This is a genomic window from Paraglaciecola sp., assembly GCF_039964565.1.
Taxonomy (GTDB): Bacteria; Pseudomonadota; Gammaproteobacteria; order Enterobacterales; family Alteromonadaceae; genus Paraglaciecola.
The window spans coordinates 157,485-173,273 of sequence record NZ_JBDVXF010000045.1 but is presented as its reverse complement, the minus strand read 5'-3'; the positions used below and the strand labels follow the sequence as shown (position 1 = coordinate 173,273).

The 15,789-nt window shown below is 40.2% G+C and carries 17 protein-coding genes; 9 read left to right on the top strand and 8 right to left on the bottom strand.

Going from position 1 to position 15,789, the window contains the following annotated elements; translation table 11 throughout:
- Window positions 1-98: 98 nt before the first annotated feature.
- A complete protein-coding gene (locus tag ABJK37_RS22570; RefSeq protein ID WP_348358526.1) occupies window positions 99-1,409 on the bottom strand; it encodes a sigma 54-interacting transcriptional regulator in 1,311 nt (436 codons plus the stop codon).
- A 282-nt stretch (window positions 1,410-1,691) separates the two neighbouring features.
- Here ABJK37_RS22570 and ABJK37_RS22565 point away from each other — a divergent pair, with 282 nt between their 5' ends.
- On the top strand, window positions 1,692-2,705 hold the full coding sequence (locus ABJK37_RS22565) for a hypothetical protein (protein WP_348358524.1): 1,014 nt from the start codon (window positions 1,692-1,694) through the stop codon (window positions 2,703-2,705).
- A gap of 344 nt (window positions 2,706-3,049) precedes the next feature.
- Here the strand turns inward: ABJK37_RS22565 and ABJK37_RS22560 are convergent, their stop codons facing one another.
- Window positions 3,050-4,345 carry a PAS domain-containing methyl-accepting chemotaxis protein gene (locus ABJK37_RS22560; RefSeq protein WP_348358522.1) on the bottom strand — a complete coding sequence of 432 codons (1,296 nt, stop codon included), beginning with the start codon at window positions 4,343-4,345 and terminating at the stop codon, window positions 3,050-3,052.
- A gap of 480 nt (window positions 4,346-4,825) precedes the next feature.
- Between ABJK37_RS22560 and ABJK37_RS22555 the strand changes: the two genes are divergently transcribed.
- Window positions 4,826-5,650, top strand: a complete 825-nt coding sequence (locus ABJK37_RS22555) for a ThuA domain-containing protein (RefSeq protein WP_348358520.1) — start codon at window positions 4,826-4,828, stop codon at window positions 5,648-5,650.
- 78 nt (window positions 5,651-5,728) lie between these two features.
- Here the strand turns inward: ABJK37_RS22555 and ABJK37_RS22550 are convergent, their stop codons facing one another.
- From ABJK37_RS22550 to ABJK37_RS22540, 3 genes are all read right to left on the bottom strand, one after another.
- Complete coding sequence (locus tag ABJK37_RS22550; protein WP_348358518.1) at window positions 5,729-6,157, bottom strand: FKBP-type peptidyl-prolyl cis-trans isomerase; 429 nt, start codon at window positions 6,155-6,157, stop codon at window positions 5,729-5,731.
- Between the two features lie 45 nt (window positions 6,158-6,202).
- Window positions 6,203-7,054: a M90 family metallopeptidase gene (locus tag ABJK37_RS22545; protein WP_348358516.1), complete on the bottom strand. Its 852-nt coding sequence runs from the start codon at window positions 7,052-7,054 to the stop codon at window positions 6,203-6,205.
- Between the two features lie 81 nt (window positions 7,055-7,135).
- The gene (locus ABJK37_RS22540; RefSeq protein WP_348358514.1) at window positions 7,136-7,546 is read right to left on the bottom strand and encodes a BLUF domain-containing protein; all 411 of its coding nucleotides are present in this window, start codon (window positions 7,544-7,546) and stop codon (window positions 7,136-7,138) included.
- A 542-nt stretch (window positions 7,547-8,088) separates the two neighbouring features.
- On the opposite strand from ABJK37_RS22540, the gene ABJK37_RS22535 reads away from it, so the two are divergent.
- The 3 genes from ABJK37_RS22535 to ABJK37_RS22525 all read left to right on the top strand — a co-directional run bounded on the left by ABJK37_RS22535 (window position 8,089) and on the right by ABJK37_RS22525 (window position 9,689).
- Window positions 8,089-8,553, top strand: coding sequence for an immunity 22 family protein (locus ABJK37_RS22535; protein WP_348358512.1), 465 nt, complete (start codon window positions 8,089-8,091; stop codon window positions 8,551-8,553).
- A 224-nt stretch (window positions 8,554-8,777) separates the two neighbouring features.
- The gene (locus ABJK37_RS22530; RefSeq protein ID WP_348358510.1) at window positions 8,778-9,038 is read left to right on the top strand and encodes a hypothetical protein; all 261 of its coding nucleotides are present in this window, start codon (window positions 8,778-8,780) and stop codon (window positions 9,036-9,038) included.
- 63 nt (window positions 9,039-9,101) lie between these two features.
- On the top strand, window positions 9,102-9,689 hold the full coding sequence (locus tag ABJK37_RS22525; RefSeq protein ID WP_348358508.1) for a CBS domain-containing protein: 588 nt from the start codon (window positions 9,102-9,104) through the stop codon (window positions 9,687-9,689).
- An 87-nt stretch (window positions 9,690-9,776) separates the two neighbouring features.
- Here the strand turns inward: ABJK37_RS22525 and ABJK37_RS22520 are convergent, their stop codons facing one another.
- Genes ABJK37_RS22520 through ABJK37_RS22510 form a run of 3 tightly spaced genes read right to left on the bottom strand, consistent with a single transcriptional unit; the run spans window position 9,777 to window position 11,273 of the window.
- The gene (locus ABJK37_RS22520) at window positions 9,777-10,490 is read right to left on the bottom strand and encodes a CPBP family intramembrane glutamic endopeptidase (protein ID WP_348358506.1); all 714 of its coding nucleotides are present in this window, start codon (window positions 10,488-10,490) and stop codon (window positions 9,777-9,779) included.
- A gap of 17 nt (window positions 10,491-10,507) precedes the next feature.
- A complete protein-coding gene (locus ABJK37_RS22515; protein WP_348358504.1) occupies window positions 10,508-10,798 on the bottom strand; it encodes a transcriptional regulator in 291 nt (96 codons plus the stop codon).
- The gene (locus ABJK37_RS22510) at window positions 10,791-11,273 is read right to left on the bottom strand and encodes a hypothetical protein (protein WP_348358502.1); all 483 of its coding nucleotides are present in this window, start codon (window positions 11,271-11,273) and stop codon (window positions 10,791-10,793) included. The genes ABJK37_RS22515 and ABJK37_RS22510 overlap by 8 nt, the downstream gene beginning before the upstream one ends.
- Before the next feature lie 350 nt (window positions 11,274-11,623).
- Here ABJK37_RS22510 and ABJK37_RS22505 point away from each other — a divergent pair, with 350 nt between their 5' ends.
- From ABJK37_RS22505 to ABJK37_RS22490, 4 genes are read left to right on the top strand one after another with little or no spacing between them, the layout of a single operon-like run.
- Complete coding sequence (locus ABJK37_RS22505) at window positions 11,624-13,165, top strand: PQQ-dependent sugar dehydrogenase (RefSeq protein ID WP_348358500.1); 1,542 nt, start codon at window positions 11,624-11,626, stop codon at window positions 13,163-13,165.
- Window positions 13,162-13,965 carry a nuclear transport factor 2 family protein gene (locus tag ABJK37_RS22500; RefSeq protein WP_348358498.1) on the top strand — a complete coding sequence of 268 codons (804 nt, stop codon included), beginning with the start codon at window positions 13,162-13,164 and terminating at the stop codon, window positions 13,963-13,965. Before ABJK37_RS22505 ends, ABJK37_RS22500 begins: the two co-directional genes overlap by 4 nt.
- Before the next feature lie 18 nt (window positions 13,966-13,983).
- On the top strand, window positions 13,984-15,039 hold the full coding sequence (locus ABJK37_RS22495) for a histidine kinase (protein ID WP_348358496.1): 1,056 nt from the start codon (window positions 13,984-13,986) through the stop codon (window positions 15,037-15,039).
- Window positions 15,036-15,761, top strand: coding sequence for a response regulator (locus tag ABJK37_RS22490; RefSeq protein WP_348358494.1), 726 nt, complete (start codon window positions 15,036-15,038; stop codon window positions 15,759-15,761). Before ABJK37_RS22495 ends, ABJK37_RS22490 begins: the two co-directional genes overlap by 4 nt.
- Window positions 15,762-15,789: the final 28 nt, after the last annotated feature.

The following is a 15,789-nucleotide window of genomic DNA, read 5'->3' as shown; positions in this document are numbered from 1 at the left end:
CTTTCTTGTCAAATTTGTCTTAGGGAATGCCAAATTTGGCAAAATGGATGTGCGACTCAGTAAAATGCCATTCAGGTTTGAAAATTTGGAACACTTTGTTACTCGTATTTAAGGCCATGTTTTTGAAATTTGCGATATAAGGTTCGAACACTGATCCCCAGATGTAAGGCGAGGGCATCCATATCTATGCTGGCGTGTTCACATAGTTGATTTAAGTATTGGTATTCGAGCGCTTCTAGGCTGATGATATTGGATGTGTTAGAAAAGTTAGCGCTTACTTTTTCTGCTGACCCGTGGATGAGTTGTTCGGGTAAGTCGCGAACATCAATTACATCGTCATCAGTTAACAGCGTTGCTTGTTCAATAATATTTTTTAATTCGCGAATATTGCCTGGATAATCATATTCACAGAGTTTTTTAAGAGCTGCCTTGCTTAACGTTTTGGGATGGGTTTTAGCTGAGGCTAAAAAATGTAGACTCAGTGCCGGGATATCGTCTTGACGCTCTGATAAATTGGGCAAAGAAATAGGGAAGCCTGCAATTCTGTAGTACAGATCTTTACGAAATAACTCTTGATGCACCAATGAAAATAAGTTTTTGTGACTGGCGCAAATCAATCTAAAATCGGCTTTTTTCTGTTGCGTGCCACCTACTGTTCGATAACTTTTGGTTTCGATGAGTCGTAACAATTTGACTTGCATACTCAAAGACACATCAGCGATTTCATCAAAAAATACTGTGCCGCCTTTGGCGATTTCTATTAAGCCTTTTTTATTTTGAATCGCGCCAGTAAAGGCCCCTTTTTCGTGACCAAATAATTCGGACTCAAACAGGTTTTCGTTTAGGCCAGTACATTCTATTACCACAAAAGGTTTAGTTGCCCTTGAGCTGGCGTCGTGCAGAGCTTTTGCTACTAGCTCTTTGCCTGTGCCCGTTTCGCCATGGAGTAACACCGAAATATCTGCTTTGGCAGCGCGATTAATTTTCGATAACATGGCTTTAAAAGGCGTGGATGAACCGATCATTTTGTTGTTGTGGGATTCGGTCGTGGCAAAATCAATTTTGTCCAATACTTCAAGAAAACCAATAGTGATGCCATCGTCATCTTTAATGGGCTTCATTAAAATATCGCAATAGGTTTTGCCGAACTCGGTATTATGTACATGCATCACACTGGTTGCTTTTTGGGTGTGCATACAGGTTTGAATTGGGCAGTCTTCGTCGTGATTATCGCAAGAGCTAGTGTTGCCGTGGGATATTTCAAAACAGCGACTATTACCTAGCACTACTTCGTTTTCGTAGGTTTCACGGTAGGCTTGGTTCACCGCTAAAATAGTATACTGGGTGTCGATAAAAATGGCGGGTTTGTCGACGGCATTTATCATGCTTTGAACAACGGAAATATTCATTCACTTACCTTAAGCCCATGTCAAAATTGAAATTTATAGTGTCAAAATTGACAACGATATCAAGTTTTCTTTAAACAAGAAGACGAAAAGGAAACGAAAAGGAGACGAAACAAGCGTGTTGCTAATTCTTAATGACGCGGCTTAGGTTTGGTTTAAGCGAGTTCAGATCTCTGCTGATAGTGCTTGACTAGCAGTATAAGAACCAAATCAAGTTGCACCCTGTTCTTAATTACAAGATCTCATGTTAACCTAATGAAAATAAACATAAAAAGTGTAAATGCGATGATTAAACCCTTATCTTTTTTAGTGAGTGCCTTACTTAGCGTTTCAGTGTTTGCTGGTTCAGTGCAAGTGGTTGGTCCTGACGTGAGTTTTCAGGCGGTTCATCGTATTGGTAAACATATAGTCGCTAGTGGTACCAATGGTGGTATTTATCAAAGTACAGACAACGGTGAACATTGGAGCAAGGTTATAGGCCCAAAGAATAGCGCTGCTTTGCAGTTTAGAGATATTCAGTTATTCAGTGAGGGTGGACTATCAGTGATGGCGGCCGGAGAAGGCGGTGATTCGCGCATATATCGTACTGATGATGGTAAAAATTGGCAGTTACAAATTGCCGGTAAACGCTCTGCTACCTTCTACGATTGTATGCATTTTATAAACGATCAGCAGGGTTGGTTATATGGCGATTCTGATGAACAGGGTTTGTTTATATTGGGTACGGTCGATGGTGGAAGTCATTGGAAAAGAGAGAAATTACCTTTTGACGCTCAAGCCAGTGAGGGCGGTTTTGCCTCTAGCGGTACTTGCCTAAATAAAGGACATGATAACAATATTTACATTGGCACCGGTAATGCGCTTGCTCCCAGAGTGCTGATAAATGGCGGCGAAAATTGGCACAGTCTTGATACACCATTTAAGGGAGGTGAAGCGGCGGGGGTGTTTAGTGTGCAACAATCCGCTGAGTGGCTTTACATTTTTGGCGGAAGCTTAAAGGACCAGCAGAGCCCTGCGAAAGCACAGCGCTACAATTTACAGGATAAAAAGTGGAGTGCTTTACCTGAAGTGCCATTAAAGGGAGCAATATACGGTTCGGATATTATTATTAGAAACAACAAAACTCAGATACTGATTGGTAACCCTCAAGGCGTTGCCATTTGGCAAGAGGGCGCCAATTCATGGACAAAACTCAGTGACAATAATATTTGGAGTATCGCCTGTGATGATAGTCTGGGATGCATTGGCGTAGGTAAAGATGGAGTGATTGAGCGCTTTACTTTTCACAGCGAAAATTAAAAGCGCAATTTACATTCCCCAATCCCCTTAACTTATCGTTTAAAAAAGTAAAATGCAGGTATCGCAGTGACGCCTTTTTCCAAAATATCGTTGCCATGAGCTAAGTGGATTTAGGCGTTGGAGCAAACACATCACCGTAGGATGCACCGGTCACTATTACTTTTTCAGACAGTAATTTTTGTAATTCAATTAGTAGCCTTCCAGTAAAAACGCTTATATCTAGGCACGTAAGTAATCAAAATTGCATTATCTTGCTGTAGATAAGCGTTTTTCGCTACTTACATATTAGATTCGGCCAAGCTCACTTAATGTTGGCCGTTTTTTTGATAGTCTAATACTGATGGCTAAAGCAGCACAGATACAGATTTAGAGACGTTTTCTGCCCCTTCTTGTATTTCTGATATTACCGAGGCAACTTGCATTATTTGGTCGTTATTTAGTTCGGCGTTTTCTTTTACTAAACCCATATTTTCGGTAACCGTTACTGTCAATGCTTCGTTTTCTTGAACGACTTGCTCAATTTCTACCGTTGATTGACTGGTTCTTGCTGCTAACGACCTGACTTCGTCTGCTACCACAGCAAAACCTCTTCCTAAGTCTCCTGCTCTGGCGGCTTCAATTGCGGCATTGAGAGCGAGTAAGTTGGTTTGGTCGGCAATGCCCTTGATTGTGGACACTATGGTAGCGATATTTTTGGATTGTTCGTTTAAACGTTCTAAAAGTGCATTAGTTTTAGTGATTTGCTCGACGATACCGTTTGAGTCTGCGACAGATTTTGTTAATAAGTCAGCGCCATTGATTGCTATTTGTGCCGTTTCTTCAGCTGTTGAAAAAGACAATTCTGCAGCTTGGGTGATGGCCATATTGCGCTCTTCGCTGGCGGTGATATCAGTGGCAAACTTGATGACCTTTTCCACAACACCTTTTTCGTCAAATATTGGGTTATAAGATGCTTCTAACCAAACTTTTTCGCCTCTGGCATTTTGTCTTTCAAACTGCCCAGATTTAAATTCACCATCCGCTAATTGCCCCCAAAAATTAGGATTTTCTAAGTAAAATTGGTCATAGCAAAACATCCGATGATGTTTACCTTTAATATCGTTAAGGTTGTAACCCACTACATCTAAAAAGTTTTTGTTGGCAGTAATTATTTCGCCGCTTGGAGTAAACTCAATTCTCGCCATTGAACGGTCCAATGCTTGGTTTACACTATTTAGGTCTCTAATGTTTTCCGTTTGAAGCGTTACGTCTGAGGCAATTTTGTAGATTCGGGTAAGCTTACCGTCGTTGTCGAGAATCGGAAAATATGTCGCTTCAAGCCACACCGAGTCACCATTTTTTTTATATCTTAAAAAGGTTCCAGTTTGTTTTTGCTTCAAGGAGAGTTGATGCCAGAACTCTGCATACTCTGGGAGTGTTATATAATCTGTATCGCAAAATATTCTGTGATGTTGTCCAGCCACTTCTTCTATGGTGTAACCCATTAGATCCAGAAAACTTTGGTTAGCCGAGAGTATTGTACCATCTGGGGTAAAAGAGATGGTTGCAATGTTTCTTTCAATTGAGTTAATCATTGCTGTCAAATCCATGACTTTTTTAGCAGAATCATCCAATTCTTGCGTGTTTCTCTTAAAAAACATCTACTGCTCCGATTTGAGTCATTAACATAATCTAATGATGTTATTTACAAGGATCTAAACATTGTTAGCTTTTGTCGGCAATACGACTAAAGACTAATTGAATTTTGCTCTCAGATTAATTTTTGACTCGTTGTTTTTATTATTACTTTTATTTATCAGGTAGTTATGTTTTTTCATATAGCACAAAGATAAATTGTTATTTAGCGGCTAGGTCAGACTATTGGCAAATAAAGTAAGCGTTGAATACGCCGCTACAGAAGGTATATCTAGGCAATAGTGGAGCAGCGACTCAACACATAGTTATTCTAAATGTGAGTTTGCGAGAAATATTTTCACCTCTCCTGATTGATTGCAAACTCTATGTAAAGAGCTTTATACTTGATTTACATAATCAAATGATAACGTTTACATATGAAACACTATTACTTCATTGCCTTTCTTTTTTTGTCCGCATGTTCTTCACATACAACCGAGTCTACGGTGCCAGAATCTAAACCCGCAATTACGGTAATGGGTGAACAAGTAACCACAACTGGTCGCTATTTCGACTACGTTCCCACGCCCTCTATTTTAGTTTTTTCCGAAACTCGTGATTGGCGTCATGAGGAGGGGATTGCAGGTGCAACTCTGGCTATAATGAAAATTGCCAAGGAAATGGGACATGGTTACTTCACCACTGAGCACAGTGGTATTTTTAACGATAAAGATTTGTCCCGTTTTGATGTAGTCGTTTTTAACAATATGACCGGTGATTCCTTAACTCCTGAAGAAGAAGCCGCTTTTGCTAGATGGCAGTCTAAGGGAAATGGTAGTGTTTTGATTCATGGGGCAGGCGATTCGTCACATCAGGATTGGGGGTTTTATCACAAGGAATTGTTAGGTGCATTGTTTGTTAGCCATCCGATGTCACCACAATTCCAAGAAGCACGAGTCGAAGTGTTAGCGCCTACCCATCCAGTTATGGAAGGAATGCCCAGGGAATTTATGGCGATTGATGAGTGGTACACATTCGAAGCGCCCCCAAGTGATGATTTTATCATTCTTGCAGGCTTGGATGAAAGTACCTATAGCCCAGTAAACAAGGTTTATGGTGATCGCTCTGATTTACGAATGGGGCCAAAACCTAGTGATCATCCTATCGTTTGGGCTCGTTGTTTAGGTGACAATCAAGCGCGTACGGTTTTCACCGCCATGGGACATCGCTACGAAACCTATGAAACTAAGGAAGCCTTGCTATTATTGAAAAATATGCTGAATTGGGCTGCTAAGAAAACCGATCCTCAATCAAAGGGCTGCAATAAATAAGCACTATTTTGATTGACGAAACTTGATTAGATACAGCCTAAAAATACGCATGTTAGGCTGTACTTAATAGCTGGTTTTTCAAGCGATATCTATAAGTCGTACATCAAATATCAAAACTGCATTTGGACCAATTTTATTGCCTACTCCGCGCTTCCCCCATGCGAGTTCTGGGGGAACAACAAACTCAAAACGACTTCCCAGAGTCATTAACTGCAACCCTTGTTGCAATCCTGGGATAGCTTCTTGCAGGGTAAAACGGTCGCTAAACCCACTTTTATAGGTGTCGGCAATCACACTGCCATCAAAATTCAAAATACGTTGATTCACGACTACTTCATTTTGCATCGTGGGAGAGGGCCCCGTTGACGCCTCTAAAATTCGATACATAAGCCCAGTGTCATGTTGGAAAACGTCGGGTTTGTTAGCGTATTTTGCGACAAAGGCTTCGCTTCCTTTACGATTTTGACCTTTAGAACCTTTGTTGAGCGCCTTTTTATTTTTTGCCATCTATTCTTCTTTTCAATTTAAGTGGTATCTCAGAGGGAGACTTCATTAGTCCTTGGATTTTGCCCATGGTTTGGGATCAAGTAAATAACACTGTTTAAACTGTTCGTATAGTTTCGGATGATAGCGTTCGAGTTGCAGTGGTTTCTCAAAAAATGTTTCTGTCACTACGGCAAAAAACTCCGCTGGGGAAGTGGCGCCATAGCTATCAATCACGTCGTCATCGCCGTCAACCCACTTTTGTTGTTGCACTTTGAATTCGGCATTGAGTACTTGTGACCATTGCTGATATTGCTCAGGGGTGGGTAATAAAGGTAATCCGTCCATTGCCGCATTTTCTTCATCTAACTTATGGGCAAATTCATGCATTACCACATTGCGACCATCTCTGCTGTCTCTCGCTCCTTTTAATACATGGTCCCAAGCTAATACTATTGGACCTCGATGCCATGACTCGCCCGCTCGGGTACTGGTATCGGTAATTTGTAACATACCTTCGCTTCGCGTATTTTTGGCTATGTAGGTACTAGGGTAAACCAATATGCTGCGAAATCCTGGATAATAATTACCCGGTCGGTTGAGGATTAATATGCATGCTTGAGCGGCAATTAACACCCTCACTCTATCTGTTATTTCGAGGCCGTCGCGGCCAACAATGTCTTTCTCATCTAAAAATACCTGAATATGCCCAGCTAACTTAAGCTGCAATTCATCTGGTAAGCGTAAATACAACGGAAATTCATTTTGTAGAATGTTGAGGTACTCAGATGGCAACGGCTGGGCTCTCAACTGTTGGCGTTTAAGTTCACGCTTTTTAATGTTGTGTTTTTCTAAGTAAAACCAAACCAACATGATCAAAAAAGGCAGACTCAGTAAACAATATATTAGATTTTGGCGCATAGGTTTTTGGTTGGTAATTGAGTGTTGATTAGCTGGTTAAACTCTATAGTGGTCGAGGGTTAGCGGTGGTTAATTTTAGCGTTATTCATGACATAAACTCTTGAGTAGCAACTTTAAACTTTGTCGATGAATATCGCTAAAATTTTGTTTTTCACTAAAGTTGTTCAATATAAGTAGCGCGTCATCTATTTGCGATTGCTCCAAGTCTGACGATAATCCCATATCCCAGCCTTCCATTTCTCTTGCTCTTGTTTTTTCTGTCAATAGTACTCGTATATTTTTATGTCTGGTGTCTTCGCAAATGAGGTTAAAGGTGAACTCAACGTTACCTTGCGTACCTTCTAGAATCTGAATGAAATGCTCGGGAAGTTCCACCAACAGACCAGTAATGCCATGTTTTGCGTTATTTTTCTGAGCCTTATACAGAATTTCATCCATATCACTTGGCTTAAATGTCGCTATTTTGTCGCTCACATAGATTAGTTGATACATAGTCAACACAAGACTCGGTGATTAAAGTATCAACAAGGTAAAGCACTCTGGCTGTGGAAGCCATTAGTTTTGAGCTTTTTTATTGTTTTAGGGAGGGTAAAGCATGTTTTTGCAATACTCGTTAGATTTAGCAAAGCGTTTTTTCAGCCCTTTTTTTTGAGCGAATTGCGTATCGATTCATGTCTTGTTGAAACAGGGTCCAAATCATTAATGGGATTTGTACAGAATTTTTAAGGAAGAATAACATGTTACATAGTCAGTTATTTTCGCGAAACACTCGTCTCACTCAAGCCTCTACTCGTCCGCTACCAATACGTCGAGAGGTGCGGGATACTGTCGCTGCTGCGTTATTGCTGTAAGCTCTACATAACTTAGAAATATCAGCGATGCGCCGCTGCATCAATCCATAGGAATACTAAAGGCAGTATCAATTGAGGTTTGTTATACCAGTGTTGATGTGTATAAGGTAAGCGCCATCCTATGCATTCACCGGTCACTATAATAGAATGAGCTCATACCCAGCCACCGGCAGTGCCCTTTTAATGAATCAAGATACACAGTCCTCTTCTGACGAAACATTTCTTTTTAATACTAAGGGCAAGGTGTCTGTATGGGCGTCGCAGCACCCCTATGCAGATATACCAGATGAGTATTTTGAGGAAACGTTTTTTAAAAAAGGTACTAGGGCAAAAAATACTTGGTCTGACAATTATAAGATTCGATATTTTTCACCAGAGTATATGGAAACCAATGGCGCTCACACTGGCACCATTGATATACATGCCGCGGCTGGCGGTTGTTCTTGCTCAAGTTCTTTCATTGTTAATTTGATGAGTAAAGCTAAGAAACACAATATGCTGCAAGTAACGTGGATTATTTTACTGTTTGAACATCAATATAGTGTGAAAGCTAGTGGTGTCTCGCAAGACGAATTCACTACATTTTTAGGCGCTTTTAATTATGATGCTGCTAGTGAAAGTTTGTTTGCGGAAAATGAGTCGGAGTAACTTAAAGAAAATGATCTAATTGTGATTGTTCGCTGCCAAAAAATGGCGTCAATTACTAACTTTTAGAATTATTAGGTTGAATCGACTGAAATTTGCGACCAACTCTATTTGTATTTTTTAGTTGCACCCCTACTATTGGTTATATGAAGCCTAGTTTATTTGTCAAAGACCCAATTAAAAATTGCACTATTACATGCAATTTAACATTGTTGTTGCTGGCGTTTTTGTCGGTATCGTTTTTTAACGTTGCGCAATCCCGCGAACTGGCGTTTTATGACAAAACTCCTCACTTAGGTGACTTTTTCTGTATTGCTGATAGTGCATCTGAAACGGATTCAGATGAGTATGACGCTACCCTATCTGATGCAGCAATCGCAAACTTTGGCACTGCTTATAGTTATGTAGATGCACGCAACACAGCCAATTATTCTAACCTTTGTCACCTGCGGCCCCATACTCGCGCTCCACCCAAAGTCACTATTTAAACATCTTTCAAGTCTGCAAAGTATTTTGCAGGTAGTTTTATAGATTTTTTTTGGTGAATAAAAATGAATACTTTTAAAATAATTCCGACTGTAGATAGCAGTATTTCCTGTGCAAGTATGTCAGACCTAGCGCTGACGAATATGAGTATTGATAGCCCCGCAGAATACCTTGTTAACGACACTAAATGTGTTTTATCACAAATGATTTCTCCTGATACTAGTATTGATGAAGCGCTGACCATAATGAAGCTAAGCAATAATAGGTCAGTACTTTATGTTGGCGTTGATACTAAATTATTAGGTGTGATTAGCGGTGTAACTTTAGTGAGTCGAGTGGTGCTAATGGTGGCAAAAAGAAAAGGAGTGGCACGAGCGGATTTAACAGTCGCGGATGTCATGAATTATACTTACAAGATGCCTGCATTGCATAAAAATCAAGTGCTTAGGGCTTGTGTTGGTGATATCAAACAAACCATGGAATCTCTCGGTGTAGCACATATCCAGGTGGTGGATGAAAACAACAAAATATGTGGCGTTATTTCATCGACCGATATAAGTAGGGTGTTGCATGAGCCTGTTTATATTAATGCCACAGCGCATTCCTTTAAGGACTTTTTTGATGTGTTGCACGAACACGAAGAGTTGGTTTAATGCAGTAATAAACTAAAATACCCTGATAGTAGGGGAGGCTGCAATAAGCTCCCCTATTCTTAATTATCAATAATCAGGGAGTATTTTCTAAACCCTATCTAACATTGACATTGTATTAAGTATGCAGTGGGCAATAATCAAAGGCCATAGATTTCGACCAAAACAAACGTAACCGATCCCCATAGCGAGTCCAATTAGCCCGACAGTAATCGACCTATCAGAGATATCGTAAGAATGCCGAAAACCAAAAATACATGCTTGTAATATCACTGCGATTAATGTTGCAATCCAATAACTACCCAGTGCTCGTTCAATCCAATTTAACATAAATCCTCGGTCTAGCAGTTCTTCCAACATTGATTGCACCCAAATGAAAGGAATGATGCTGAAAAACAGAGGCCAATTACCTGATAGATTGCCAAATTTAGAGGTGGCCTTTTGATTCGACATATCAGCGGCTGTTTGTATACCTAGATGTTCTTTAAGGGTTTGAAAAATAACAATTGAAATAATGGTGAACGCAAAAATAAAGGCGGTGGCAAACAAAGCGTTTTTATAATTTTCGGGCTTACATAACCCCAATTCTTTCCAAGAAATACCGCGTATCCTCATTAAAATCGTAGCCACAATTAAGGTAGTTAATGACCAAAAAAGACCGTTGGCAATAAAATTAAATTGAGAAAAATAGACTTCTCTAATCAAAAACATCACCGCTAGATAGATGATTAAATCAACAAACAAAACCCATGGATATCTAGTGTATGAAGATTGTGCTGCGCCTTTTGGTTTTATGGAGTACATCGAGTCAAATCCAAGCTCTAAACGTTATCAACGATGTTTTGTAGCGCTTTAACATGCTCGCTGTAAGCGCTACGTCCTTCTGATGTTAAGGACAGCCAAGTCCGTTGCCGTCCCATTTCCTTACGTTTGTTTAAGCGCACATAATTCGCTTCTTCAAGTGATTTTAGATGTTTAGAAAGCACAGAATCACTGACCTTTAATTTATCACGCAATACTTTGAATTCGAGTTCGCTCGTTAGCGCTAATATGGCGCATATCTGCAGTCTGTACTGGGCATGAATCAGTGGATTAAAATTGGCGCTAGTCATGTTTGTAAATGCCTGTTTTATAATCACCTGAAGGAAAACGATGCATAACATAACCCAAAGCCACAGCAGTGATTAATGCTCCGACATAGGATGCCCACCAGATGTCATCCTTGGACAACTCCCTGCTAAACGCAACAACCACACCAAAACCTATCGCTAACAACACGCCAAATACTATCTCCGAGCGACTCTTGGGGGCGATTTTAGGTTTTACACCTAACAACCGGATTCTATATAGATAAATTCCTACACCAATACAAAACACTATGGCTGATAGTATTACCCCCAAAATCCACTGGTTATCGTGGCGTGTGGATGCCCAAGAGAAAATCCCCATACCATAAGAGCAGGAGATAATAACGTTAAGCCATAGTGGTGCTCTAAGAGAAATAGCTGTGTCCTTTTCGATCGTAGCCAATGACTCTAGGGTTGATTTAGCCTCGGCTACTGAAATATGTTGCGTGTTTTTAGTCATAGAGAACTCTCAATTACTTTCCAATGTGGAAAGTAATATAAACTACACTTTCCACAATGGCAAGTTATAATTTTCCAATTTGGAAAGTGATGCTTGAATTTGCTTAAAATGAGGTTAATTTAATGCAAAGTTTCTATTGAAATGAATCTTCCTAAATAACTGGCCAGCGAATGCCAGCTCGACAAGGGGGGGCAGCGGAATATTCATCCGCTATTTTGACCGCTTAACCCTGTATCAGACCATTTAAAGATTTCTCGTAATTGTTCTTAAAAATAGCCTTATTGTGTCACTGTGAATTGTCACCAAGCATACAAGTTGTGTAAGCAGAGTTACCTGTAAAGGATGGATTTATGTATAGACATTTAATAAAGCGCTTATTGCTGTTTTGTCTGGTAGTTGCTTTGCCAGCCGAAAGTCAGACTATTAATTTAATTGAAGGGATAAAAATTAAGAATGGCCATCGCGATGAGGCGTTGTTCTATTACAATAATAATTGGCGTGCTCTTCGCAAAGAGGCATCAGAGCTAGGCTACGTACAGTCATTTGAGTTAATGGAATCCAATTTAGAGACCCCTTCAGAATTCGATATTTTATTGATTACTAAGTACGCAACTCAAAGTGATCAAGAGCAAGCAGAAGCTCGCTTTGAACAAATCATGGCTCATAGCGGAGCCGTAAAACTGCTCAACACAATCCAGCCTAACGAGTTTAGGAAAAGCGTATTTGTCAAAATGGGGAGAGGGGAGCAGCTAACACAGCCAACTATTAATGAGCCCGTAAAAGAGGTTGTGATAGACGGGTTAGCGCACCCTTGGAGCATGGCATTTTTATCTGAGGACGAAGTGTTGGTCAGCGAAAAAGACGGTCACCTCGTCAAAGTTAATTTACTAACAAAACACAAGTCAGTCATTCACGGATTTCCAGAGGATCTTGCCAATAACATTACTATTGACGCGTCACAGTACGAAGCTGGAATTTATCCCAGCTCTTTAAATGGCAGAACGGGTAGTTTCAACATGGGGATCTTTGATGTGGTGCTCGATCCTAATTTCGCTACCAATCAATTGGTGTACGTCGCATACGCTGCTCAAAAAAGAGATAGCTTTACGACAAAAGTGATCAGAGCCACACTTCAAAATGATCGTTTAATTGACGTCAAACCCATATTTGTGGCGGACCCTTATACCCCAGGTGCATGGCATTTTGGGGGCGGTCTAACCTTCGCAATCGACGGTAAGTTGTATATCACTATTGGTGAACGCCTGTTTAATGAAGTGAATCAACCGGATATGCCAATAGCGCAAAACTTACAAGACAAAAGAGGAAAAATTCACCGAATTAATCCCGATGGTTCGATCCCACTCGACAACCCTAAGTTTGCCAACAACACTGCAACTAGCATTTATGCAATTGGGATCAGGGCCGCTCAAGGTTTAACTGTTGATCCCAACACCGGTCATATTTGGTTTTCAGAACACGGTACCCACCAAGGGGATGAAATCAACCTTTTACAAGCTGGTGCTAATTATGGCTGGCCCATAAAAACCACTGGTACTTATCGCCACAAAACCTACAAGCCCCCCACTTTATCCGAGCGAACTTTCACTGATCCCACTTGGTATTGGCGTCATACAGTAGCGCCAACAGGGTTAACCTTTTATACCGGCAACGACTTCCCTCAATGGAAAAATGATTTGTTGGTTTCAGGCCTCAGTCGCGGCAGTCTGTGGCGACTTAGAATAGTCGATAACACCATCAAAGCTGTTGAGGAGTTGTTTGTTGACGATAGAGTTCGTTCCAGAAAAATAGTGCAAAGTCCCGCCGGCAAGTTGTATCTACTAACAGATGAAGATGACGGCAAAATTATTAGCATAAGGAAAAAGCAACCATGAAAAACACCCTAATGATATTCACTTTTATGCTGTTAACCTTTTGTGTTGATGCGAAACAAAAGACTCATTTGACTGATATAGAGTCCATCACAATACCCTTACAAAATTACCTAAGCGGGCACATTAAAGGCGATAAAAACATTCTTGGTAAAGCCTTGCATAGTGAAGGGAAATTAAGCTATTTACGTGACGGGAAATACGCAAAAATAGCCTTTCCTGATTATCTAAATAGGATGAAACTGCGCAAAAAAGATGATGCCGTTGAACGTGTTCCCTATATTAAAAGTGTTGATGTGACAGGCAATGTGGCGGTAGCAAAATTGGTTCTGGATTATTCGAGTATAGTATTTACTGACTACATGACTTTGCTAAAAATTGCAGGTGAATGGAAAATCACCAACAAAATCGCCTACTCGGTGCGCGATCCCAAAAATAACAAAGCCGCAATCGCCAATATTTCTGAGATTATGGCGCTGCTTATACGTTATGAGCAGGCTTTAAAAAGCGGTGACCTGAAAGACTTGACAGCTATTTTTCATTCAGAAGCTAAAGTTATGTCCAGTGCCAACGGCAAATTTACCGCAGTGACACTTAATAATTTTGAAGATAGCTTTGCTCAAATGCCCACTAAGGACCAAGCGTTGCTAAGCCACAAAATTCAAAGCCTAGATACCACCGGAAATGCAGCAGTGGCAAAAATATTATTGATTTACCCCAATTCAACTGTTACTCAATATTTGTCGTTATTGAGAATTGATGAACAATGGAAGGTAGTCAACAACGCAATTACTGTTAACTAGTTAGGATTTTAAATCGATGTGTCGCAACCAATGAATTTTGTAAAGCTTAGTAACTCACTTTGGAAATGGCAGGTGATTGGTTGGTCACTGTATTTTTTGTTGATGTTTTTAACCTTTTTGCCTAGAGACTCCGGAGAGTCAATCGCTTTTATTTTTCTGGTTAAATCGTTTCGTACTTTGGTGGGTTTTTCTCTGAGTTGCCTATTATGGTTGATTTATAGAAACCTAATGAAGTGCCAAACTACGTCTCGCACATTGTTAATTGTGCTAACTGCCACTAGCATCTTTGGTATAGTGTGGACTGCGCTAGAAACCCTGTTCTTTTGGCTTACTTTGCCCAGTTATGATTTGATGACTTCGCTGCAATTCAAACCCAGAGTGGCGCTAACCTATACGGTGACACTTTTAGCTTGGAGTGCTATATATTTTGGAATTGAATATTGGAAACAGGTACAAGTCGAGCATCAAAATGCCTTACACGCCAAAGTCTTAGCCGAAACTGCACAACTCGATATGTTGCGATATCAGGTGAATCCACATTTTTTATTTAATGCGTTGAATTCTATTCGTGCTTCCATCAACCCTGACAACCCCGTGCCTAAACAAATGATTACGCAACTCTCCGAGTTTTTGCGGCACTCGTTAATGAGTAAAAACAGCAATCAGAATACGCTAAATCAAGAATTTGATGCGCTCGAAAACTATTTAGCTATCGAGAAAATTCGTTTTGAAGAAGCCTTAGAAGTTGAATTTCATATAGACGAGGCTGTCAAACAAATCATGGTCCCATGTTTTATACTTAACCCACTGGTAGAAAATGCGATTAAACATGGCTTTCAAACGAGCTCTGAAGTATTAAAAATAAAAGTGTCAGCATTGATAGTAAACAATATATTGGTTATTGAAGTGAGAAATACTGGCTCTCTCAATATTGATAAGGCGAAACAAAAAACAACGATTGGCTTGAATAACGTACAGCAACGCCTAAAGAAACAGTTAGCAAACGCTGGATCTTTTTCACTGTATGAAGAAGCGGGAGAGGTGGTTGCCAGAATAGAGATTCTACAATCATGACCTATAAAGCGCTGTTAGTAGACGATGAAAGATTGGCGCGTCAAGAATTGCGGGAGTTGCTATCCGACTTTGAAGGTATTCGGATAATTGGTGAAGCAAAAAATTTGACTGAAGCCGTCAACATCATAGAGCGTGAAAAACCTGATATCGTGTTTTTAGATATTCAACTGCGTCAAGAAAACGGTTTTGATTTGCTCGAAAAAGTGCGGCATAGCTTTAAACTGATTTTTGTCACCGCTTTTGATGAATTTGCGATTCGAGCTTTTGAAATCAATGCCTTAGATTATCTGCTTAAACCGGTGAATCCCAAAAGGTTACAAGCAGCGATTGATAAACTACAAAAACCAGACACAGCCGAGGTATCAGAACAAAAGCTTAATATTGAGGACCGCATTTTTTTGAATTTGGGACAGCGCTCACAGTTTTTACAAATCCAGCATATTTCACACATTTGTGCGAGTGGTGATTATAGCGAGGTATTTACCGCAAACGCAGCGTTAGGTCATGCTCTTTTGGTAGAAAAGTCTCTCAAAGAATGGCAAGTTCGTCTGCCCGATAAATTTTTCGCGCGCATTCATCGTTCAACTATTATAAACATTAGTCAAATTGACGCTATCGAGACACTCCCTAATCGCACTATGGAGCTCAGTTTAAAAAATAGCAGCCGTTTATTTACAGTCAGTCGACGTTACGCCAGTAAATTTAAGCAACAGTTTTCATAATTGTAATAATGATAGGTATAAAACACTT